The organism is Streptomyces sp. NBC_01803, from assembly GCF_035917415.1.
Taxonomy (GTDB): Bacteria; Actinomycetota; Actinomycetes; order Streptomycetales; family Streptomycetaceae; genus Streptomyces.
In genome coordinates, this window is record NZ_CP109073.1 from 2,199,098 (window position 1) to 2,220,396 (window position 21,299).

Here is a 21,299-nt window from a genome sequence, read left to right on the forward strand (position 1 = left end):
GTGTTCATCTTGCCAATGAGGCGTGAGATCGAAGCCGATGCTGCCAGGGCCCACTGACAGTCCCCGGACCCGGGTCTGCGTTCCTGAACCCCTCGCCCGGGTACGCATCCTGCCCCCACCAGTGGCGGGAAGGCCAATCCGGCACCAGCGGGGTCACACGAAGAGCGCTCTTTCGTCTCGCCGGTGACGTTCCCGAGGCTTTGCCTCCCGGTCACCCTAAGGGGCAGCCGTACGGCCCTGGCAACCGACTCGCCGCCCCTAGACGGCCCGCGCCGCTTCGCGGACGGCTCCCGCGACCGCCCCGGCGACCTTCTCGTTGAAGACGCTGGGGACGATGTAGTTGGCGTTCAGCTCGCCTTCACCGACCACATCGGCGAGCGCGCGGGCGGCGGCGAGCATCATCGCGGAGCTGACGGCCGCGGATTGCGCGTCCAGCAGACCGCGGAACACCCCGGGGAAAACCAGCACGTTGTTGATCTGGTTGGGGAAGTCGGAGCGGCCGGTGGCCACCACGGCGGCGGTCCGCCGGGCCGCGGCCGGGTCGATCTCGGGGTCCGGATTCGCGAGCGCGAAAACGATGGCGTCGTCGGCCATCGCCGCCACGTCCGACGCCTCCAGCACGTCCGGGGCCGAGACGCCGATGAAGACGTCCGCGCCGACCACGGCCTCGCGCAGAGTCCCGGTGATGCCTTCGGGGTTGGTGTTGTCGGCGATCCAGCGCAGCGGCGAGTCGGCGTCCGCGGCCACCAGATCGTGGCGCCCGGCGTGCACCACGCCGTGGATGTCGGCGACGACGGCGTGCTCGACGCCGGCCTCGATCAGCAGCTTGAGGATGGCCGTGCCGGCCGCGCCCGCGCCCGACATGACGACCCGGACCGAGCCGAGCTCCTTGCCCACCACGCGCAGCGCGTTGTGCAGGGCGGCGAGGACCACGATGGCCGTGCCGTGCTGGTCGTCGTGGAAGACGGGGATGTCCAGCGCCTCGCGCAGCCGTGCCTCGATCTCGAAGCAGCGCGGAGCGGAGATATCCTCCAGGTTGATGCCCGCGAAGCCGGGGGCGATGGCCTTGACGATCTCCACGATGGCGTCGGTGTCCTGGGTGTCCAGGCACAGCGGCCAGGCGTCGATGCCGGCGAAGCGCTTGAACAGCGCGGCCTTGCCCTCCATCACGGGCAGCGCCGCCCGGGGGCCGATGTTGCCCAGGCCCAGCACGGCGGAGCCGTCGGTGACGACGGCGACGCTGTTGCGCTTGATCGTCAGCCGTCGGGCGTCCTCGGGGTGGGCGGCGATCTGCGTGCACACCCGGGCGACGCCCGGCGTATAGATCATCGACAGGTCGTCGCGATTGCGAATCGGATGCTTGGACGTCATCTCGATCTTGCCGCCCAGATGCATCAGGAAGGTCCGGTCGGAAACCTTGCCGACCGCAACGCCCTCGATCGCGCGGAGCTTCTGGACGATCTCGTCGGCGTGCGCGGTGGAACTCGCCGCGATGGTCACGTCGATACGCAGCTTCTCGTGTCCCGAGGCGGTGACGTCGAGACCGGTGACCGAGCCGCCGGAGGACTCCACCACGGTGGTGAGCTGGCTGACCGCCGTGCCACTGGCCGGAACCTCGAGCCGGACGGTCATCGAGTACGAGACGCTGGGTGCCGTTGCCATGGGCGAACTTCCTTCACTTTCCGCTGCCCGCCCCCCAAGTGCCTGTCACCCTACGAGAGGAACGGGACACGGCCAAAGCCAGGACGGACGACCGATATGACCGTAACAGGAGAATGAAACGGTCCTGGCCGGAAGAACGCCCGGCTGCCCCGTGCGGGACCTGGGGGCCACGGAGGGCCCCGCGATCCCGGGCATCCCGGGCATCCCGGGAGGGGGAGAAGGAGAAAGGGCGCCGACCCGCCAGCCGCCTCGCGGCAAGTGGTCGCTCGAAGCGACAATGGTTGGGCCCGGGGGCATGAAACGGGCCGACGCCTTTTCCAGGCTACCGCACTCAGCCCCGGGGTCAACTGGGCAGCGCGCGCCGCCAAGGCGCAGGTCAGAGCGGTGCCCGCCGCGGCCCGCTCAGCGGAGCAGGGCCGGCACCCCCGCCGGGTCCGGCTGGTCCTCGGGTCCGGACAGCACGGTGAGCCGCTGGGTGGCCCGGGTGAGGGCCACGTAGAGCACGCGCAGCCCGGCCGGTGACTCGTTCGCGATCTCGCCCGGGGCGATCACCAGCGTCGCGTCGTACTCCAGCCCCTTGGCCTCCAGGCTGCCCAGCACCACCAGCCGGTCCCCGCGGCCGGCCAGCCACCGGCCGGCCAGCCACCGGGCGGCCTCCTCGCGGCGGCCCATCGCCACCACCACGCCGACCGTGCCCTCGACCTCCTCCAGCAGGCGTCCGGCCTCGGCGCGGGCCACGTCCGCCAACGCCCGGCTCGTGGGCGCGGCCGTGAAACGGGGTGCCACACCGGTCTCCCGCACGGCGCGCGGCGGTCGGCTGCCGGGCATCGCGCGCTCCAGCACGCCGTCCGCGACGCGGGCGATCTCCGCCGGGTTGCGGTAGTTGACCGTCAGCTCGAACCGGCGGCGGGGCCGCCTGCCCAGCGCCGCGTCCCGCTCCACCGCCGCCTCCTCGGGCGCGGGCCACGAACTCTGCGCCGGGTCACCGACGATCGTCCACGTCGCCTGCCGCCCGCGCCGGCCCACCATCCGCCACTGCATGGGGGTCAGGTCCTGCGCCTCGTCCACGATGACGTGCGCGTAGTCGGCGCGGTCCTCGTCGATGTCCCTCGACTCCCGCCGCGCGGTGAGGCGTTCGGTGTAGGTCGTCACCTCGTCCAGCCCGGTGAGCTGGTCCAGGACATCGGCCTCGCGCCGGCGCGCGGGCCGGACCGGGACGCCGAGCAGCACCCGCAACTCGTCGAGCAGCGCCACGTCGTGGCCGGACAGGCCACCGCCCTCCGGGGTGATCCGCCGCAGCGAGCGGGCGAGTTGGCGCACCTCGCGGGGGCGCAGCAGCCGTCGCGCCCAGCGGCCGAGGCGCTGTTCGTCGGCCATCGCGGTCAGCGCCTGGAGCGGGGTGACCTCCGGCCACCAGGCGTCGAGGAACTCCTGGAAGGCGTCCTCCGAGCCGATGTCCTCGTTGAACGCCTCCCTGGCCTCGGCCGCGATCGCCGGGTCCGGATAACGGCCCGGCGCGTCGGACGCCTCCCACAACGCGTCCAGGAGCAGCCTCCTGGCCCGGGGCCGCAGCAGGTTGACCGGCGCGGTGCCGTTGAGGGTCTGCTGCCTGACGCGCGCCAGCGCCTCGCCCTCCAGCTCGACGCGGCGGCCGAACGCGACCACCCGCAGCCGCTCCGGCGCGCCCGGCGCGTCCAGGACCCCGCGCGCCGCGCGGTGCAGCACCCGGGGCATCGCGGCGGAGCCCTTGATCCGGGCGACGGCCTGGTCGTCGTAGGAGTCGGCGGTCACGCCCTCCACCAGCGCGCCGAGCGCGCGGATGGCGACCTGGCCCTCCTCGCCCAGGGACGGCAGCACGCCCTCGGTGTAGGACACGAGCAGCGGAGTGGGGCTGACGACGAGGATGCCGCCCGCGTACCGCCGCCGGTCCTGGTAGAGCAGGTAGGCGGCGCGGTGCAGCGCCACGGCGGTCTTGCCGGTGCCGGGGCCGCCGGTGACCTCGGTGACCGAGACGGCGGGCGCGCGGATCACCTCGTCCTGCTCGGCCTGGATGGAGGCGACGATGTCGGTCATCCGGTGCCCGCGCGTCCGGCCGAGGGCGGCCATCAGCGCGCCGTCGCCCACGACGGGCAGCTCGGCGCCGTCGAGCAGGGCGCGCAGCTCGGGGCGGAGCAGGTCGTCCTCGACGCCGAGCACCTGGCGCCCCCGGCTGCGGATCACGCGCCGGCGCACGACGCGGCCGGGCGCCACCGGGGTGGCGCGGTAGAACGGCGCGGCGGCGGGCGCGCGCCAGTCGATGACCAGTGGGACGTACTCCGCGTCCAGCACGCCGATCCGGCCGATGTGCAGCGTCTCCGCGATGTCGGCGACGCCGTCGCGCACCGCGTCGTCGGCGGGCTCGACCGAGGTGTACGCGCCGTCGGCACCCCGGGCGCCGTCCTTGCCCGCCAGCAGGTCGATGCGGCCGAAGAGGAAGTCCTCGAACTCGTTGTTCAGCCGGTTCAGGTGGACCCCGGCGCGGAAGACCTGGGCGTCGCGCTCGGCCAGGGCGCCCGGGGTGCCCACCTGGACGCGACGGGCGGCGTCCGCCATGAGGTACTCGGCCTCGTCGATCTTCTCGGCCAGTCGCTCGTAGACGGTGTCCAGGTGGCGCTGCTCGCCCTGGATCTCCCGTTCCCGCACGTCCAACGTGCCGTCCCCCACTTTTCTTCTGGGCGGGCAGCCGCTGTCGGCGTGGCGGCCCGCTGTCGGCGTGGCAGCGGTCCACCGTACGCGAGATCGGGACGGCTCGCGCGGGTCGGGGCGGTCAGTCGCTGTACTTGTGACTGTCCAGCGCGGGGTCGAGGGCCAGCCGGTAGCCGCGCTTGACGACCGTCTGGATGAGCGTGGGCGCGCCGAGCGCCCCGCGCAGCCGGGCCATCGCGGTCTCCACGGCGTGCTCGTCACGCCCGGCGCCCGGGAGGGCGCGCAGCAGCTCGGCCCGGGGCACGACCCATCCCGGGCGCCGGGCCAGCAGCCGCAGCAGCGCCATCCCGGCCGGGGGAACGGGCCGCAGCTCGCCGTCCACGATCACGGCGTGGCCGCGGATCTCGATCCGCCGCCCGGCGACCGGCAGCGGCCGGGCCCGCTCCGGCAGCGCGTGGCACAGCAACTGCACCAACGGGCCGAGCCGGAACCTGTCGGGCTGACAGGTGGGCACGTCGCGGGCCTGCAGCGGCAGCGCGGTGACCGGGCCGACGCAGGCGGGGAGCACGAATTTCTGCAGGGCGGTCACGACCTGGTCGCACACGCCGCGCTCGTCGGCGCGCTTGAGCAGGGAGGCGGCGGCGGGCGCACTGGTGAAGGTGAGGGCGTCGACACCCCGGCCGAGGACCGCGTCGATCAGCCGGTCGACCGGGGCAATGTCCTCCGGCGGCATCCACCGGTAGACGGGCACCTCCACGACCTCGGCGCCGGCCTCGCGCAGCGCCTCGATGAAGCCGGGCAGCGGCTCGCCGTGCAGTTGGAGGGCGATGCGCCGGTCCGTGACGCCCTGGTCGAGCAGGCGCTGGAGCACCTCCGCCATGGATTCGGAGGCCGGCGACCACTTCTCGGTGAGCCCGGCGGCGCGGACCGCGCCGCGCACCTTCGGGCCGCGGGCCAGCAGCTCGGAGCCGGCCAGGGTGGCGAGCAGGCCCTCGCCCAGGCCCCAGCCGTCGGCCGCCTCGACCCAGCCGCGGAAGCCGATCGCCGTGGTGGCGACCACGAGGTCGGGCGCGTCGGCGATGAGCGTTCTGGTCGCGGCCAGCAGTTGGTCGTCGTCGGAAAGGGGCACGATGCGCAGCGCCGGCGCGTGCAGCACCTCGGCCCCGCGCCGCCGCAGCAGCGCGCCGAGCTCGTCGGCGCGCCGTGCCGCGGTGACACCGACGGTGAACCCGTCGAGTGGCTTGATGTCGCGCTGATCCTGACGCATGGCGTATCCGCTCCGCCCAAAGTGTTCCGATACGTGAACCGAGCCTGCCAACGGTGCATGACAGGCCCGGTTCACGCTTGTTACTCGCAAGTTACATACGCCTTTGGTGGGCGTTGTCACACTCCCGCGTAGGCGGGCTGCTGCTCGGCGCTGCCCTCGGCGGTCGTCTCGTCCGTCACCGCGCGGCTGGAAATCGCCGAGCGCCGCAGGTATACGGCCCAGGTGATCACGAAACACACCGCGTAGAAGGCGAGGAAGGAGGTGAAGGCTCCGGTGCCCGAGCCGGTGGAGAGGAAGGACTGCCGGAAGGCCAGGTTGATCCCGAGCCCGCCGAGCGCGCCGACCGCGCCGATCAGACCGATCGCCGCACCGGACAGGCGGCGCCCGTACGCGGCGGCCTCCTCACCGGTCAGCCCCAGCGCCTGGGCCTTGGCCCGGTAGATGCCGGGGATCATCTTGTACGTCGAGCCGTTGCCGAGGCCGCTGAGCACGAACAGGCTGATGAAGCCGACGAGGAAGACCGGCAACGACTCGGCCATCGAGGCCGCGACCACCACGCCGGTGGCCCCGGCCATGCCCGCGAAGGTGAACAGCGTGATCCTCGCGCCGCCGTACTTGTCGGCCCAGTACCCGCCGATGGGCCGGATCAGCGAGCCCAGCAGGGGGCCGATGAAGGTGATCGACGCGGCCTGCAGCGGGGTGCGGTCGAACTGGTTCTGGAGGACCAGGCCGAAGGCGAAGCTGTAGCCGATGAACGAACCGAAGGTGCCGATGTACAGGAACGACATGATCCAGGTGTGGGCGTCCCGCACGGACTCCTTGGCGGCGCCGGTGTCGTTCTTCACCGGGGCCAGGTTGTCCATGTAGCGCCAGGCCAGGAAGGCCGCGACCAGGATCAGCGGGGCGTAGGCGGCCAGCAGGACCCGCGGCTCCCCGTCGCCCGCGGTGGCGATGACCAGCAGGCCGGCGAGCTGGACCACGGGAACGCCGATGTTGCCGCCGCCCGCGTTCAGCCCGAGCGCCCAGCCCTTCTTCCGCAACGGGAAGAAGGCGTTGATGTTGGTCATCGACGAGGCGAAGTTTCCGCCGCCGACGCCGGTGAGCACGGCGACCAGCATGAAGGTGGTGTACGAGGTGCCGGGCTCCATCACCAGCCAGGCCGCCGCCGTGGGCAGCAGGAGCATCGAGGCCGACACGACCGTCCAGTTGCGCCCGCCGAACCGGGCCACGGCGAAGGTGTAGGGCACGCGGACGACGGCGCCGACAAGGGTGGCCATGGAGACGAGGAAGAATTTACCGGCCGGGTCGATGCCGTACTCGGGGCCCATGAAGAGGACGAGCACGGACCACAGGGTCCATATCGAGAAGCCGATGTGCTCGGAGAGGATGGAGAAGATCAGATTGCGGCGGGCGATGCGCTCGCCCTTCTCCTGCCAGAACCGCTCGTCCTCGGGGTTCCACTCGTCTATCCAGCGGCCCCCTCGTCGGGCGGCCGTGGGCTTGGGGGCTGTCATGGCGCCTCCATCAGGCTCGTTCAGGGGTTCGTGCTGCCTGAAGGTAGGGAGGGCTCGTTTCGCCGCTGTGGCAGGAGGTGACACGGACGAAACCTTGCTCTCACCTGGCGCGGGTGCCCACCGTGAGCGGATGGCCGTTTTCAGCCAGGAAGGCGTCCGATCAGCCCGGGAACGGGCACCGGGCCGAGACAGGTGCTCTTCGGCGGCATGCCCGCCCCACTGGCCGCGCCCGCCCAGATCTGGTCCCATGTGGGGGGCGGCAGGATGAGCCCGACCTCCCCCGGGCCAGGGTACTGGCTGGTGAAGCGGGGTGCCGAGGCGATTCCCTGCTCCTCGCACAGGGTGGGGATGAGCACGTGGTCGCTGATCGCGGCGGGCAGCTCGACCCAGTCGGGCGGCAGGAACCGCAGCCGTCCGGCCATCGCCGCCGGCGAGATCTCCGACAGTCCCCACGTCTGCCCGCCGCCGGTGAGCAGGAACGTGCCCGGGCGCGGCGGCGGCGGCCGGTCGTCCACCGGCGACCGTTCGCTCACCCGCGCGATGCGGGCGGCGGTGCGCACGGCCGTGTCGATGTCCAGGCCGGGCACGACGCGGTGGGTGGCCGACAGGGTCAGCGGGTAGTGCCGGTGGTCGACCACCAGGGCGAGCAGCCGGTCGGCCACCGCGCCCTGGTGGGCCCGGTGCAGCCGGCGGGCGGCTTCGAGCCGGTGGTGGCCGTCGGCGAGCAGCACCGGCGGCAGCGCGGGCGGGTCGGCGGTCCAGGCCGCGTCGCAGGCCCACAGCCGCTGCGTGCCGCCCTCGGGGGTGGGCAGCTCCTGGTCGGCCGGGCCCACGGTGGTCTGGTCGATGCACCGCTGGAACGAGCTGAGGTCGGGCGCGGTCAGCAGCAGCGGCTCGACACTGCCGCCGCGCTCCTTCAACAGCCGGGTGTGGAACCGCACGTCGGACTCGCCGACCTGCTGGTGCCGCAGCACGTGCCCGGTCTCGACGCCGTTCAGGCTGAGCGCCCCGACGACGCCGCGCTGTTCGACCACACCGTCGGCGTCGCGGCGTTCGAGCACGTAGTAGCTGGGGCGTCCCAGCGGCTGGGCGAGGACGCCGTGGAAGGGGAGGAACAGATCTGTCCGTGGGGCCGGGGTCCCGGGCGGGACCAACGCGGGGAACAGGTCAGGCGGCAGTGTGCTCCTCCTCCTTCGCGGGCACCGGCGCCACCGCCGGGCGCAGGGTGTCCTGGGCCTTGCGGAGCACGGCGTCGAGCTCCTGGGGGCCGTCGGCCACCGCGGTGACGAAGCCATGCCCGGCGACCCGGCTGGTGGTCTCCGGAACATGGCCGCCGAGCGGAACGGCGATCTCCAGGCCCGTGACGCCCGCCAGCGCCCGCGCCTCGTCGGCCCCGTCCACGGCCGTCAGCAGGCCGGGCGGCAGCCGCAGGAAGCGGACCCCGGCGTACCGGGTGGCGGCCGGCGCGGCCTCCGGCTCCGGGAGGCCGAGCACGCTGGCGATCGTCAGGGCGGCGAGATCGGTCCCGCCCGCCATCAGCAGCAGATCACTGATGTGGTCCGCGCCCGGGTGGGCGTGGGATTCGACGAGCCGGGGGCCGCGCGCGGTGAGGATCACCTCGGTCTGCGAGGGACCGCTGCGCTGACCCGCGGCGTTGAGGGTGGCCGTGACCAGGTGGTGGATCCGGTCGGTGGTCTCCGCGTCCAGATCGGCCGGCAGGTCGTAGCCGCTCTCCAGGCACCCGGGGGCGCCCGTGGTGTGCTTCCTGGACACCGCCAGGATCGTGTGCGTTCCGGCGCGGGAGTGCGCCTCGACGCTGAACTCCGGCCCGTCCAGGAACTCCTCGACGATCAGGGCGGGCTCCGGGGCCAACCCGGCGGCCAGGGCCGTCGCCTCCGCTGTGTCACGCAGCAGATGGACGTCCTGGCCGCCGCACCCCGTGCGTGGCTTGACCACGCAGGGGAAGCCGACGCGCTCGGCCACGGCGGCCAGCAGCGCGGCGCGGTCGCAGTGCTCGAACCGGACGGGGGTACCGGTGAGCTGGTTGACCTTGCCGCGCAGGGCAGCCTTGTCCGTCAGGTACGCGACGGCCGCGTGGGGGTTGCCGGGGAAGCGCAGTGCCTCGTTCGCGCGGGCCGCGACGAGCGCGCTGGCCTCGGTGAATCCGAACACGGAGGCTCGGGTCGGGAGGTTGGTGAGATGCCCGATGGCCATCATCAGCCGGGGGTGGTCCGCCCAGTCGACGGTGAGGGCGTCGTCGGCCACCGCGGCGGCCTGGCTGATTCCCGGTGCCGACAGGTCAGGAGCGAGCAGGAGACTGCGCGCACCGACCCGTCGAGCCGCGTCGACGACGGTGGGACGCGGACTGAGCAGCACCGCCAGCGGCTTCTGGGGCGTCATGGTGCCGCCTCCCTGTCTCGCGGACGCTCCGGCTCAGAACCAGATGTTGCTGGTGCCCACGGACTGCGCCCCCGCGTCCTTCGCCGCGCTCGCGCCCTGGGCGGAGGCGACACCGGCGGACGCCGCCGTGATCAGCAGAGCCGCGACAACGGTGACAGCAAACTTCTTCACGGGTTCCCTCTTCCGTGTCCACATAGACGAACATGAGTGGCATGTTGGCCCAATCATGCTCACGAGCTTTCACGAGGAAGTCGATAGAGTCGCTGTGGCATCATCTCGCCTGTCAGGTTGACGCCAAGGGGCTGGCTGATGTCGTTCAAGGAAGAAGAGCGTGCACGAATCCGGCGAAATAGACGCAGCGGTCACCCGAGTTTACCGCCTTCGCGTTATCCATCCCACGGACTCCGTGGAGCAGATAGCGGCAAGATCTGGTCTGACCCATGAAGAGGTGGCGGACGCCGAGTCGCGGCTCTTCACACTTGGCCTCCTGCGTCCCTCGCCGGGGGGCGGCCGGGTGGCGATCAGCCCCGAGAGCGCCGCCGACGCCCTTCTCGCCCCACTTGAACAGGACATTCTCCAGCGGCGCATCGCGATGGCGACGACGCGCGCGCGGCTGCACTCGCTCTCCGGTGACTATCTGGAGGCGCGCAGCCTGCGCTCCGCGAAGAGCAGCATCGAGGTCGTGGAGGGCATCGACAACATCCGCGCCGTCCTGGACGATCTGGCCCGGACCTGCGTGAAGACCCTTGAGGCACTGGTGCCGGGCCGGTTCCCCGAGGAGGCTATCCGCGCGGCCACCCCGCTGGATCTGGAGACACTTGAACGTGGTGTGAAGACGCGGCAGCTCTGGCAACAGACCACACGCAAATACTGGGCGACCGTGCAGTACGCCGAGACGCTGATCGCGGCGGGCGCGCAGGTGCGCACCACCAGCGTGCTGCCCTCGCGAATGCTCATCTACGACCGCAGCTGCGCGGTGCTGCCGCTCGACCCCATGCACACCGCCGCCGGCGTCGCCCTGGTGCGCGACCCGGCGGTGCTGAGCTTCCTCCAGCAGCTCTTCGAGCACTACTGGGACCGCGCGCTCGACTTCTCCGAGGAGGACCAGAAGTCCGGGCCCGAGCCGACCGGTGTGGAGCGGGACGTGCTGCTGCTGATGGCGGCGGGCAAGAAGGACGAGGCCATCGCCCACCAGCTGGGGATGTCGCCCCGGTCCGTCAGCCGGATCGTGGCCCGGCTGATGGAGCGGCTGAGCGCCGACAGCCGGTTCCAGGCGGGCGCGCGAGCGGCGCTGAACGGGTGGCTGTCCTGAGAGCCTGGGAGCGGGGCGGGCGGAACCGCGACGGCGACGGCGGCGCGGCGGACGGCTCGACCGCCGTCTTCGAGCTGCTGGAGGACGAGCTGGACGCGGTGGCGGTCCGCGTCTACCAGCTCCGCGTGACGCATCCGACGGACCTGGTCAGCCAGCTCGCGGCCCGCGCCGGATTCACCGCGGACGAGGTCGCGGAGGCCGAACGCCTGCTCTCCCGGCTCGGTCTGCTCCAGCCCTCCCCGGGCGGCGGCTGGGTCGCCGTCAGCCCGGAGAGCGCCGCCGAGGGCCTGCTCGCGCCCCTGGAGCAGGACGTCCTCCAGCGGCGCATCGCGATGGCCGCCACCAGGGAGCAGCTGCTCGCGCTGTCCGGGGAGTACCTGGAGGCGCGCTCGATGCGCTCGGCCAAGACGAGCATCGAGATCGTCGAGGGCCTGGACAACATCCGGGCGGTCATCGACGACCTCGCCCGCACGTGTGCCGAGTCCCTGGACGCCCTGATCCCGGGCGGTGTGGAGAACGAGGCGGCCGTCGCCGCCGCCAAGCCGCTGGACCTGGAGCTGCTCTCGCGGGGCGTGCGGATCAGGTCGCTGTTCCAGCACGCGGCCCGCCGGCACCGGGTCATCGTGCAGTACGTCGAGACGATCACCTCGGCGGGCGCCGAGGTCAGGAGCATCAGCGTGCTGCCGTCGCGGATGCTGATCTACGACGGCGCCTGCGCCCTGCTGCCGCTGGACCCGCTGCACACGTCGGCGGGGGCCGCGCTGGTGCGCGACCCGGCGGTGCTGAGCTTCCTGTGCCGGCTGTTCGAGCACTGCTGGGGCGAGGGCGTCGAGTTCGCCGAGGCGGAGAGGGAGCGCGACGGGGCGCCGTCCGGCCTGGAGCGCGAGGTCCTGCTGCAGATGGCGAGCGGCCGGACGAACGAGGAGATCGCCCAGCGGCTCGGCGTCTCACAGCGCTCGGTCAGCCGGATCGTGGCCGGGCTGATGACGCGGCTGGGCGCGACGAACCGGTTCCAGGCCGGGACGAGGGCGGCGGCGAGCGGGTGGCTGACGTAGTCGGAGCCAGGGCCCGGTCCGGGTCCCGATCGGGACCCGCCCGGACCGCCGCGCCGGCACCGGCGCTTTTCAGCCAGTTTTGAGCTGTTCGCGGACCGCGGGCACGACCTCCTCCGCAAACATCCGGCACTGGCGCTCACGATCCATCACGGGCCAGAAGACGAAGGCGTTCATCCCGTAGTCCGTGTGCAGGACAGTGAGGGTTTCGACCCAGCGGGCGACGGGACCGTTGAAGGCGTCCCTGTCCTGTTGCGCGATCGCACCCGCGACGTTGTAAAGCCGGGTCAGCTCCCCGGGGTCGCGGCCCGCCTCCTGTGCGGATTCCGTGATGATCGAGTTCAGCTCGGGCAGCCGCTGCGGGTGCACGTAGGAGCTGGACACGGACCAGCCGTCCGCCTTGGCACCGACCAGCCGCACGGCCTTCGGGCCGATGACGCCGAGCCAGATGCCGATGTCGTGCGCGGGCGTGGGACCGGGGCGCACGCCGGGCACCGTGTAGTGGGTCCCGCCGGCCGCGAACGGCTCGCCCGCCCACGAGGCCCGGATGATGTCGATGGCCTCGCCCAGCGCGGCGCGCCCCTCGCCGCGGGTCCGGCGGGGGCCGCCCATGCCGACCACACCGTCGGGGAACGCGCCCGCGCCCAGGCCCAGTTCGAAACGTCCGCCACTGAGCACGTCGATCGAGGCGGTCTGCTTGGCGAGCATCGTGGGGGGGCGCAGCGGCAGGTTGGCCACGTTGGGGAAGAAGTGCACCGAGCTGGTCCCGGCGGCCAGCCAGGTGATCAGCGTGAGGGTGTCGACGAAGTCGGCGTTGTACGGATGGTCCTGAACGCCGACGTACTCCAGGCCGGCGGTGTCGGCGATCTCGGCGATCCGGGCGGCGGCGGGGAGACCCGCGCCATGCGGATCGACGTTGAGACCGAACCTGACGGGCAGCGCCATCTCTGTTTCCTTCGATTGGGGGTGGATGCGGCCACCCGGGGGGTCATTTCTCCGCGATCCGGGCCAGTGCCCTGGCCAGCAGGTCCTGCTCCTCGCCGGTGAGCTTGTCGAGGAGCAGCTCGCGGACGATCCGCGCCTGCAGGGGAACGGCCCGGTCCAGGGCGGCCTTTCCGGTCGGCGTGAGGGAGACGAGCACACCGCGCCGGTCGTCCGGATCACCCGTACGAGTGACCAACTCCTGCTGTGCCAACCGCACCAGCAGCCTGCTCAGCGACGGCTGCGTCAGCCGCACGGCCGGCGCGAGATCCCTCACGCGCAGGCCGGGCGGCGGGGCGCCGTCGAGACGGACCAGGACCTCGTAGTCGTTGATGGTCAGGCCGCACGTGGCGAGCGCGGCGCCGAGGTCCTCGGTGACCCGGGCGTGCGCGGCGGCCAGCGCCGCGAAGGCCCGGGCGCAGGCGTACTCGTCGTGTTCCACGGCGCTAGCGTGGCAGCCCGGCCCAGGTGCGCATGGTGTCGAGGATGTGCTCCTCCTCGTACTCCAGATGCGGGAGGAGGTCGGCGGCGAGCGCCTTGAGAGCGGCGACCAGCCGCCCCCGGGCGGCGGAGTCGTCGCCTCCGCCGAGCCCGCGCGCGGCGGCCTCGGTGTCGTCCAGCAGCTTGGTGACGCGCAGGTGGTCGGCCTCCAGCCGGTCCACGACGGGGTCCAGGGCCGGGTTCGTCCGGCGCAGCGCCGGGAAGATCACGGCGGACTCCACCCGGTGGTGGCCGTGGACGACGTTGCAGTACTGGAGGCAGTTGACCTTGAGCTGCCAGAGCGGGCCGTTCACCTGGAGCGCGCGGAGCGCGGCCGTCACCGCGTCCGCGGCGAGTCCCTCCGCCACCTCGTCGGCGAGCTTCTGGACGGTGTCCAGGTCCCGGCGCACCATGTCGTGCACCCACAGCAGCTGCGCCGCCAGCGCTTCGCCCTGCGGATGGGGAGCGCTCACGGGCGCCTGCCTATTTCATACATACGCATGTATCTAAGCGTACACCGCGGGGTGCCCGCGCCACCACGCTCAACTGTCCACCCCGCCTGGCCTGTTACCCCTTCGTCCAGTCACCGGCCGCCGGGCGCTGGTCCCAGCAGCCGGCGATCCGCGTCGGGGAGCCAGGCGCCGGCCGGCGGACGCAGCCAGCCGCCGGCTTCGGCCAGCGAGCCCGCCGCCGTGTGCAGCGTGTCCAGGCCGGGGTGGCGCAGGCCGCGCCGCCAGACCATCGAGACGGGGGCCAGCGGCACCGGGTCGGTGAGCGGGCGAAGCACCATGCCGGACAGGCCCACGAACTCCTCGCTCGCCAGCACCGACCAGCCCTGCTTGCGCACCACCCGCCCGAACTCGGCATCACCCTCGAGCTTCGGGAACGGCGCGGCGAGGCCGACACCACGCCCGGCGAACAGGCTTCGCGCGTAGTCCGTCCACTCGGTCGTCTCGTCGTTGCCCGCCGCCGCGTACAGCGTCTCGCCCGCCAGGGCGGCCAGCGGCACCTCGGAGCAGGCCGCCAGCGGATGCTCCTCGGGCAGCAGCACCGCCACCCGCTCCCAGCGGATCAGCCGCTGCTCCAGCCCCGCCCGGACGGCCGGGGAAAGCCCCGCCACCCGGCCGAACGAGACGTCCACCCGGCCTGCCGCGATCTCGGCCGCGGCCCGCGCGAGACCGCTGTGGAAGCGGGCGACGAACTCCACCTCGGGCGCGGCCCGGCGGGCCGCGGCCAGCACCCGGTGGCCGGTGGCGACGGGCGCGGCGACGTCGACGACGAGCGGCCGGCCGAGACCCGCGCCGAGCGCGCCGGCCAGCTCGTCGTGCGCGGCCAGCACGCGGCGGGCGTACGGCAGCAGCCGCTGGGCGTCGGCGGTGAGCGCCACCTGCCGGGTGCTGCGCGTGAACAGCGCCGTGTCCCACTCCCGCTCCAGCCGCCGGATGTCGCGGCTGAGCGCCTGCTGCGCGACGAGGAGCCGGGCGGCCGCGCGGGTGAAGTGCAGCTCCTCGGCGACGGCCGTGAAGGCGCGCAGCAGACGGGGGTCGGTGTCATGGGGCACGGGGCATTCTGCGCCACCGGGGCCGATTGACAACAGATATGCGTGAATGCTCGCTGATCAGGTGTTGGACGCGCGCGACCGGCCGCCGGAAAGGTGAGGGGCATGCCGCACTCCCCCGACGCCCGCTTCTCCTACCGGGCGCTCCTCGCCCAGCCCGGCGCCCTGGCGTTCACCGTGCCGAACCTCGTCGCCCGGCTGCCGATGGGCATGTTCAGCGTCGCGGCGGTGATCATGATCACCGCGCACCACGGGTCCTACGCGCTGGCCGGAGCCGTCCAGGCGACCGGGCTGATCGGGTCGGTGCTCGCCGGACCCCTGATCGCCCGGCAGGTGGACCGGCGCGGCCAGGCCAGGGTCCTGGTGCCCGCCGTCACGGTCTGCGTGGCCGGGCACACCGCGCTGCTGCTGTGCGTGCTGCTCGGGGCGCCGGTGTGGAGCTGGTTCTGCTGTGTGCTGCTGACCGCCGCGACGCCCAACACGGGCGGCATGTCCCGGGCCCGCTGGGCACACCTCTTCGGTGAGCCGACCCCCGAGCACGCCGCCGCCCGGCACACCGCCAACGCCTTCGAGCAGGCCCTGGACGAGCTGTGCTTCATGTGCGGCCCGGTCCTGGCGGCCTTCCTGTGTACCGCGCTCTTCCCGGCGGCGGGCACCGTGACCGCCGCGGCGCTGATGCTGGGCGGCACCCTGCTGTTCGCGGCGCAGCGCCGTACCGAACCGCCGCCGGTGCCACCGCGCGCGGGCGGCGGCCCGGGGCCGCTGCGGGCGCCGGGGATGCCGATGCTGCTGGCGGCGTTCGTCTGCGCCGGTGCGATCTTCGGCTCCCTGGAGGTGGTCACCATCGCCTTCGCCGACGAGCGCGGACAGCAGGGCTGGGCGGGCCCGGTCCTCGCCGCCCAGGCCGCCGGCTCCGCCGCGGCCGGGCTGCTGTTCGGCGCGCTGCGGGTCGGCGGCTCGGCGCCCGGCCGGTTCGCCGCCTGCGCGGCGGCGATGGCCGCGCTGATGACGCTGCCCCCGCTGGTCGCCCAGGTCGGCTCGCTGCCTCTGCTGGCCCCCGCGCTGCTGCTGGCGGGCATGGCCACGGCACCGACCATGGTCACCGGCATGACCCTGGTCCAGGGCGTGGTGCCGCCCGGACGCCTCAACGAGGGCATGACCCTGGCCGTGACGGCCCTGCTCGGCGGCATCGCACTGGGCGCGGCGAGCGGCGGCTGGGCCGTGGACCACCTGTCGGGCGGCGCCACGACGGCCTACTGGGCGCCCGTCTCGGCGGCGCTCCTGGCCGCCGCGTTCGCCACCGCGGGCCGCTACAGACCGTTCAGGAAGGCCGCCGCCACCGGACCGGCGTCCCGGCCGCCCGAGCCGCCGTCCTCCAGCATCACGGCGAAGGCCACGTCGCGCTCGCCGAGGTAGCCAATCATCCAGGCGTTGGTGGACAGCTCGCCCTCCTCGGTGCGGAACTCGGCGGTGCCCGTCTTGCCGTGCGGCTCGCCCGCCACGTCGCGCAGCGCCGAGGCCGAGCCGTCCGTCACCGTGTCGCGCATCATCGTCCGCAGCGCCTCGATGGTCTCCGGGCTCAGCCCGGCGGTGGCCTCGTGCCGCTCCTCCACCGCGTCGGGCACCAACCGCGGCTGGCGGAACGTCCCGTCCGCGACGGTCGCCGCGACCGAGGCCATGACCAGCGGGCTGGTCTGCACCTGGCCCTGGCCTATCAGCGAGGCGGCGAGCGCGTTCGGCGAGTCGGGGACGGGCACGCTGCCGTCGAACGTCACGGCGCCGACGTCCCACACCGCCCCGATGCCGAACGCCCGCGCGGTCCGGTGCAGCGTGTCGTCGTCGAAACGGTCCAGGTTGTCGATGAAGGCGGTGTTGCAGGACGCGGTGAACGCGTCGTGCAGCGTCGTGCCGGGGCCGAGCTCGAACTCGCCCTGGTTCTCGAAGCGCTGGCCCTCCACCGTCGCGTACCGCGGGCAGCCCAGCACGTCGCCCGGGCCGGTGCCCGTCTCCAGCAGCGCGGCGGCGGTCAGCACCTTGAACGTCGAACCGGGCGCCAACTGCCCTTCCAGCGACCGCGCGAAGCCGTCCGCCGGCCAGTCGGCCGCCGCCAGGACGTCCCCCGTCGAAGGCCGCACGGCCACGATCGAGCCCTCCCTCCCGAGATCCGCCAGCGCGGCCTCGGCGGCCCGCTGCACGTCCAGCTCGATCGTCGTCCGCACCGGCGTGCCCGGCTCACCGCTCTCCTGCTCGTAGAGGGTCTCCACGGCCTCCCCGGACTCCCGGTCGGCCGTCACCACGGCCCCGGCCGCCGTGCCGGCGAGCTGCTCGTCATAGCGGCTCTGGAGGCCGGACGCCCCCGCGCCGCTGTCCGGGTCCAGCACGCCGACCACCGAGCGCGCCGCGTGCGCCAGCGGCCTGGTGTCCTCCTGGAACTGAAGCCCCTCGACACCCCGCAGCGCCGTCTCGTGCTCGTCGAACACGCTCTCCCTGAGCGTCACCACCGGCACGGCCTGGTCCGGCCCGGCCTCCTCGACCCGGCCGGCCAGCGCCTCGGTGTCGATGCCGGCGTCGAGCCTTTCCAGCACCTCGTACGCCGCGTCCGGGTCGGTGAGCCGCGCGGGCCATATCGACACGTCGTAGACGGTCGACGGCCCGGCGAGCTCGCCGCCGTCCGCCGCGAGGATCGCGGCGCGCTCGGGCTCCTCGGCGGTGAGCACCAGCGTCTGCCCCTCCGCCAGCTCCGGATGCACGAGGGCGGACTCCCAGCGCACGGTCCACTCCTCCGCGCCCTCCCCGGCCGGGAGCAGCAGCGCCGAGGAGTCGTAGGACCACTCCCCCAGCCCTTCGAGACCGAAAGTGGCCGCGAAGGGAACGGTGAACGCGCCGTCCTCCTCCTCGGTCACCTCGTCCGCGACCTCGAACACGAGGCTCTCCGCCCGCATGTTCGTCCCGACCGACTCCAGCAGCGACTGGGCCGCCTCGGGATCGTCGGTCAGCCCGGCCGCCTCCGGCAGATCCCCCGCCGCCCAGGCGTCGAGAAACCGCTCCGCCCCCGCCCTCGCCCGCTCCGGCCCGTCGTCCTCATCACCGCCGCCACGCAGCAGCAGCACGGCGACGACGGCCAGTGCCACCACGACGGCGACGGCGGCAAAGATCGTTGTACGTCCCACCCTGTTCCCCATGCGCCGCACCCTACCCACGAGCACTGACAGCGCGCTGCCCCGTAAACGACAGCCCCGTCCCGGTTGTCCCGGAACGGGGCTGTTGACAGCAAGAACGCGGAAACGACGAAGACGACGCGGACCGCATACTTCGCGGACACACGTCGCCTGTCGTCTTCAGTGGAGATGGCGGGAATCGAACCCGCGTCCAACGGAGCAGAAGGAGGGCTTCTCCGAGCGCAGTCCGCTTCGATTTTCTCAGCCCCGGAGATCACGCGGACAAGTCTCCGACGGGCTCAGTCACTGTTTGATGTTCCGCGGGCTCCCGTGACCGGAGCCGTTGGTGAGTCCCCTTGCTGATGCCGGACACCGGGTCGGGAACAGTCCCGGGCCAGCACCTTCGCGGTCGCTACTTACGCAGCGAGGCTGAAGGAATCGCGCTGAGAATTGGCGATTATTTTTTCGCGACACGTGGTTAACGAGATCATTGCCGCGTTCCTCGGCTCGCTTCCCCTGCTTCGACATCCGCTGTCGAAACCGATCATCCCCATGTTGAGTTAACAAGCACCCCGCCGGAGACATTCCCAGCGGTGCGCGCACACTCCAGTATACGCCACCCGTCACGCGCGCTGCCGACGGCGCGCCGACGACATCACCCGTTCGGCCTCACGGCGGTCCTGCTTCTCCCGCAGCGTCTGCCGCTTGTCATACTCCCGCTTGCCGCGCGCCAGCGCGACCTCCACCTTCGCCCGCCCGTTCACGAAGTACAGCGCGAGCGGGACCAGCGTGACACCGGTCTCCTGCGTCTTGCCGATCAGCTTCTCGATCTCGGCCCGGTGCAGCAGCAGCTTCCGCTTCCGGCGCGCGCTGTGGTTCGTCCACGTGCCCTGCGCGTACTCCGGGATGTGCACGTTGTGCAGCCAGACCTCGGTGCCGTCGAGCTGCGCGAAGCCGTCGACCAGTGACGCGCGGCCCTGCCGCAGCGACTTCACCTCGGTGCCGGTCAACACCAGACCGCATTCGTACGTATCCAGAACGTGATAGTCGTGCCGCGCCTTCTTGTTCTGCGCGATCAGCTTACGACCTGTCTCTTTAGCCATGACCTGCCCACTCTACCGGCTGGCCGCCAGACCGCCGAGCACAATACGGGCCTCCGCCTCGGCGTCCTCGCCCGGCTCCACCACGAGGTCCGGCACGATCCCGTCGTCGTCCACCGTCCGGCCGGAGGGGGTGGCGTAGTGCCCGACGGTCAGCTCGGCCACCGAGCCATCGGGCTGCTCGCTCGGCATCTGGACGGTGCCCTTGCCGAACGTGCGTGAGCCGACGATCACCGCGCGGTTGCGGTCCTGAAGGGCGCCGGTCAGCATCTCGGCCGAGCTCATCGTGCCACCGTCCACCAGCACCACCAGGGGCATGGCCGTGTCGCCGCCGGCCTCCGCGTGCAGGGCGTGCTGCTCACCGCGCACGTCGTAGGTCGCGACCAGGCCGCCGTCCAGGAAGACGGAGGCGGCGTCGGCGGCCTCGGTCAGCAGCCCGCCCGCGTTGCCCCGCAGATCGAGCATGATGCCGTCGCCCTCCGGCGCGCTCTCCACGGCCGCGCGCAGCAGCTCCGCCGAGCCGCGCGTGAACGAGCTGACGTGGACCCGCGTGACGCCCGGGACATCGCGGCTCACGGTCACCGGCTCGACGGAGAGCCTGGCCCGCTCCACCTCGGCCTCCCAGCGACGGCCGTCCCGTTCGAGCCCGAGGAGCACCGTACTGCCCGGCCCGGCGGCCTCCTCCTGGTCGCTGCCGCGCAGCCGGCCCACGGCGTCGGTGACGGGCTGGCCGTCGAGGCCGGCGCCGTCGATGGTGCGGATCTCGTCGCCCGGCTGGATGCCCGCCCGCTCGGCGGGGCTGTCCGCGTGGACCTCGCTGACCTCGATCCGGCCCTCGGCGGTGCGGATCACCGCTATACCGGTGCCGACGTACTCGCCCTCCAGGCCGCGTTCGACCTCGGCGTACTCCTCGGCCGTGTACGCCGCCGACCACGGGTCGCCGCTGCGGCCCACCAACTGGCCAGCGTCGTCGGGCGCCGAGAGCTCCGAGCCGTCCGCCGGCTCCGGCCAGGCGCCGGTGGCCGCGCCGGCGACCAGAACGCCGGCGAAGACACACGCCAGGGCCGCACCGCTCCGCATGGTGCGGGATGAAGTGATGTGACGCAGGCGTGACATGGTGCGGAGTGTAGGACACCGGCAAGGGGCGTACGGCAGGTGCACCAGGAAGCCAAGCGGAGATAAATCACAACCGGCTTACACCTTCAAGTACTTGAAGAGCGCGAAGAAAGCTGCCAAGGCCGGCATCAGCGCGCCCGCCACCAGGATGATCGGCAGCACCTGCAACACGTGGTCCCAGCCGATGAACTCGATCGCCGGGATGCGTTCGGCCAGGAAGTTGTTGATCGCGAAGAACTTGACGCCGACGAGCAGGAAGCAGGCGAACACCGCGCCCAGCAGCCCCGCGATCGTGGCCTCCAGGATGAACGGCAGCTGAATGTAGAAGCTGGAGGCACCGACCAGCCGCATGATGCCCGTCTCACGGCGGCGGCTGAAGGCGGAGACGCGCACGGTGTTGACGATCAGCAGCAGCGCCACGACGAGCATCAGCAGCATCAGGCCGACGGCCGCGTAGTTGACGCCGTTGAGCAGGTTGAACAGGTTCTCCAGCAGGGAGCGCTGATCCGTCACCGACTGCACGCCGGGGCGGCCGGCGAAGGCGGAGGAGATCACGTCGTACTTGGTCGGATCCGTCAGCTTGATGCGGAACGACTCCTGCATCTGGTCCGGGGTGACCACGGCGGCGATGGGAGACTCCGCCTGCTGCTCCTGGTAGTGCTCGTACGCCTCTTCCGCCGACTCGTAGTAGATCTCCTCGACGATCTCGTACTCCTCCAGCTCCGCCTCGATCGTCTCCTTCTGCTCCGCGGTGACCGCGCCCCTGGAGCAGGCGGGGTCACCGGACTCGGCGTCGTTGGCGTTGCAGAGGAAGATCGACACCTCGACCCGGTCGTACCAGAAGTCCTCCATGCTGTCGACCTGCTGGCTGGCGAGCAGCGAGCCGCCGAACAGCGCCAGCGAGAGGGCGACCGAGACGATGACCGCCAGGGTCATCGTGACGTTGCGGCGGAGACCGACGCCGATCTCCGACAGGACGAAGTGGGCGCGCATCGCGTCCTTTCAGTGCTTTCT

18 protein-coding genes and 1 other RNA gene are annotated in these 21,299 nt (G+C 72.3%); 3 read left to right on the plus strand and 16 right to left on the minus strand.

Features of this window, described 5'->3' with window-relative positions; translation table 11 throughout:
• Positions 1 to 258: 258 nt before the first annotated feature.
• From OIE51_RS09485 to OIE51_RS09515, 7 genes are all read right to left on the minus strand, one after another.
• Positions 259 to 1,662, minus strand: a complete 1,404-nt coding sequence (locus OIE51_RS09485) for an NAD-dependent malic enzyme (RefSeq protein ID WP_326596900.1) — start codon at positions 1,660 to 1,662, stop codon at positions 259 to 261.
• 402 nt (positions 1,663 to 2,064) lie between these two features.
• A complete protein-coding gene (locus OIE51_RS09490; RefSeq protein ID WP_326596901.1) occupies positions 2,065 to 4,365 on the minus strand; it encodes a HelD family protein in 2,301 nt (766 codons plus the stop codon).
• Between the two features lie 103 nt (positions 4,366 to 4,468).
• The gene (locus tag OIE51_RS09495) at positions 4,469 to 5,614 is read right to left on the minus strand and encodes a uroporphyrinogen-III synthase (protein WP_326596903.1); all 1,146 of its coding nucleotides are present in this window, start codon (positions 5,612 to 5,614) and stop codon (positions 4,469 to 4,471) included.
• A 116-nt stretch (positions 5,615 to 5,730) separates the two neighbouring features.
• Positions 5,731 to 7,128 carry a nitrate/nitrite transporter gene (locus OIE51_RS09500; protein ID WP_326596904.1) on the minus strand — a complete coding sequence of 466 codons (1,398 nt, stop codon included), beginning with the start codon at positions 7,126 to 7,128 and terminating at the stop codon, positions 5,731 to 5,733.
• Positions 7,129 to 7,268: 140 nt separating this feature from the next.
• Entirely contained in the window at positions 7,269 to 8,282 is a 1,014-nt protein-coding gene (locus tag OIE51_RS09505) for a DUF1015 family protein (protein ID WP_326596906.1), read from the minus strand.
• Between the two features lie 13 nt (positions 8,283 to 8,295).
• Positions 8,296 to 9,528, minus strand: a complete 1,233-nt coding sequence (locus tag OIE51_RS09510) for an ATP-grasp domain-containing protein (protein ID WP_326596907.1) — start codon at positions 9,526 to 9,528, stop codon at positions 8,296 to 8,298.
• 33 nt (positions 9,529 to 9,561) lie between these two features.
• A complete protein-coding gene (locus OIE51_RS09515) occupies positions 9,562 to 9,699 on the minus strand; it encodes a hypothetical protein (protein WP_326596909.1) in 138 nt (45 codons plus the stop codon).
• A 235-nt stretch (positions 9,700 to 9,934) separates the two neighbouring features.
• On the opposite strand from OIE51_RS09515, the gene OIE51_RS09520 reads away from it, so the two are divergent.
• Positions 9,935 to 10,840, plus strand: a complete 906-nt coding sequence (locus tag OIE51_RS09520) for a helix-turn-helix transcriptional regulator (protein WP_326596911.1) — start codon at positions 9,935 to 9,937, stop codon at positions 10,838 to 10,840.
• The gene (locus tag OIE51_RS09525; protein ID WP_326596913.1) at positions 10,828 to 11,895 is read left to right on the plus strand and encodes a helix-turn-helix transcriptional regulator; all 1,068 of its coding nucleotides are present in this window, start codon (positions 10,828 to 10,830) and stop codon (positions 11,893 to 11,895) included. The genes OIE51_RS09520 and OIE51_RS09525 overlap by 13 nt, the downstream gene beginning before the upstream one ends.
• 69 nt (positions 11,896 to 11,964) lie before the next feature.
• Here the strand turns inward: OIE51_RS09525 and OIE51_RS09530 are convergent, their stop codons facing one another.
• From OIE51_RS09530 to OIE51_RS09545, 4 genes are all read right to left on the minus strand, one after another.
• Entirely contained in the window at positions 11,965 to 12,837 is an 873-nt protein-coding gene (locus tag OIE51_RS09530) for an LLM class flavin-dependent oxidoreductase (protein WP_326596915.1), read from the minus strand.
• 43 nt (positions 12,838 to 12,880) lie between these two features.
• Complete coding sequence (locus OIE51_RS09535; protein ID WP_326596917.1) at positions 12,881 to 13,315, minus strand: MarR family winged helix-turn-helix transcriptional regulator; 435 nt, start codon at positions 13,313 to 13,315, stop codon at positions 12,881 to 12,883.
• A gap of 4 nt (positions 13,316 to 13,319) precedes the next feature.
• A complete protein-coding gene (locus OIE51_RS09540; RefSeq protein ID WP_326596919.1) occupies positions 13,320 to 13,826 on the minus strand; it encodes a hemerythrin domain-containing protein in 507 nt (168 codons plus the stop codon).
• Positions 13,827 to 13,936: 110 nt separating this feature from the next.
• Positions 13,937 to 14,914: a LysR family transcriptional regulator gene (locus OIE51_RS09545; RefSeq protein WP_326596920.1), complete on the minus strand. Its 978-nt coding sequence runs from the start codon at positions 14,912 to 14,914 to the stop codon at positions 13,937 to 13,939.
• Between the two features lie 102 nt (positions 14,915 to 15,016).
• On the opposite strand from OIE51_RS09545, the gene OIE51_RS09550 reads away from it, so the two are divergent.
• Positions 15,017 to 16,327 (plus strand): MFS transporter, encoded by a 1,311-nt coding sequence (locus tag OIE51_RS09550; RefSeq protein WP_326596921.1) that lies wholly within the window; start codon positions 15,017 to 15,019, stop codon positions 16,325 to 16,327.
• Here OIE51_RS09550 and OIE51_RS09555 read toward each other — a convergent pair.
• The 5 genes from OIE51_RS09555 to ftsX all read right to left on the minus strand — a co-directional run bounded on the left by OIE51_RS09555 (position 16,222) and on the right by ftsX (position 21,278).
• Positions 16,222 to 18,093: a penicillin-binding transpeptidase domain-containing protein gene (locus OIE51_RS09555; RefSeq protein ID WP_326596923.1), complete on the minus strand. Its 1,872-nt coding sequence runs from the start codon at positions 18,091 to 18,093 to the stop codon at positions 16,222 to 16,224. The genes OIE51_RS09550 and OIE51_RS09555 overlap by 106 nt on opposite strands.
• A gap of 157 nt (positions 18,094 to 18,250) precedes the next feature.
• Positions 18,251 to 18,621, minus strand: a transfer-messenger RNA (tmRNA) gene (gene ssrA / locus OIE51_RS09560).
• Positions 18,622 to 18,692: 71 nt separating this feature from the next.
• Positions 18,693 to 19,172 (minus strand): SsrA-binding protein SmpB, encoded by a 480-nt coding sequence (gene smpB, locus OIE51_RS09565; protein ID WP_326596925.1) that lies wholly within the window; start codon positions 19,170 to 19,172, stop codon positions 18,693 to 18,695.
• Positions 19,173 to 19,184: 12 nt separating this feature from the next.
• The gene (locus OIE51_RS09570) at positions 19,185 to 20,285 is read right to left on the minus strand and encodes a S41 family peptidase (protein ID WP_326596927.1); all 1,101 of its coding nucleotides are present in this window, start codon (positions 20,283 to 20,285) and stop codon (positions 19,185 to 19,187) included.
• Between the two features lie 78 nt (positions 20,286 to 20,363).
• Positions 20,364 to 21,278: a permease-like cell division protein FtsX gene (gene ftsX / locus OIE51_RS09575; RefSeq protein ID WP_326596929.1), complete on the minus strand. Its 915-nt coding sequence runs from the start codon at positions 21,276 to 21,278 to the stop codon at positions 20,364 to 20,366.
• Positions 21,279 to 21,299: the final 21 nt, after the last annotated feature.

Bases quoted from the DNA above. Each gene is read 5' to 3' on its own strand.
- OIE51_RS09510 (WP_326596907.1), bottom strand. From the start codon at position 9,528: ATGACGCCCCAGAAGCCGCTGGCGGTGCTGCTCAGTCCGCGTCCCACC.
- smpB (WP_326596925.1), bottom strand. From the start codon at position 19,172: ATGGCTAAAGAGACAGGTCGTAAGCTGATCGCGCAGAACAAGAAGGCG.
- OIE51_RS09500 (WP_326596904.1), bottom strand. From the start codon at position 7,128: ATGACAGCCCCCAAGCCCACGGCCGCCCGACGAGGGGGCCGCTGGATA.
- OIE51_RS09485 (WP_326596900.1), bottom strand. From the start codon at position 1,662: ATGGCAACGGCACCCAGCGTCTCGTACTCGATGACCGTCCGGCTCGAG.
- OIE51_RS09530 (WP_326596915.1), bottom strand. From the start codon at position 12,837: ATGGCGCTGCCCGTCAGGTTCGGTCTCAACGTCGATCCGCATGGCGCG.
- OIE51_RS09555 (WP_326596923.1), bottom strand. From the start codon at position 18,093: ATGGGGAACAGGGTGGGACGTACAACGATCTTTGCCGCCGTCGCCGTC.
- OIE51_RS09550 (WP_326596921.1), top strand. From the start codon at position 15,017: ATGCCGCACTCCCCCGACGCCCGCTTCTCCTACCGGGCGCTCCTCGCC.
- OIE51_RS09495 (WP_326596903.1), bottom strand. From the start codon at position 5,614: ATGCGTCAGGATCAGCGCGACATCAAGCCACTCGACGGGTTCACCGTC.
- ftsX (WP_326596929.1), bottom strand. From the start codon at position 21,278: ATGCGCGCCCACTTCGTCCTGTCGGAGATCGGCGTCGGTCTCCGCCGC.
- OIE51_RS09570 (WP_326596927.1), bottom strand. From the start codon at position 20,285: ATGTCACGCCTGCGTCACATCACTTCATCCCGCACCATGCGGAGCGGT.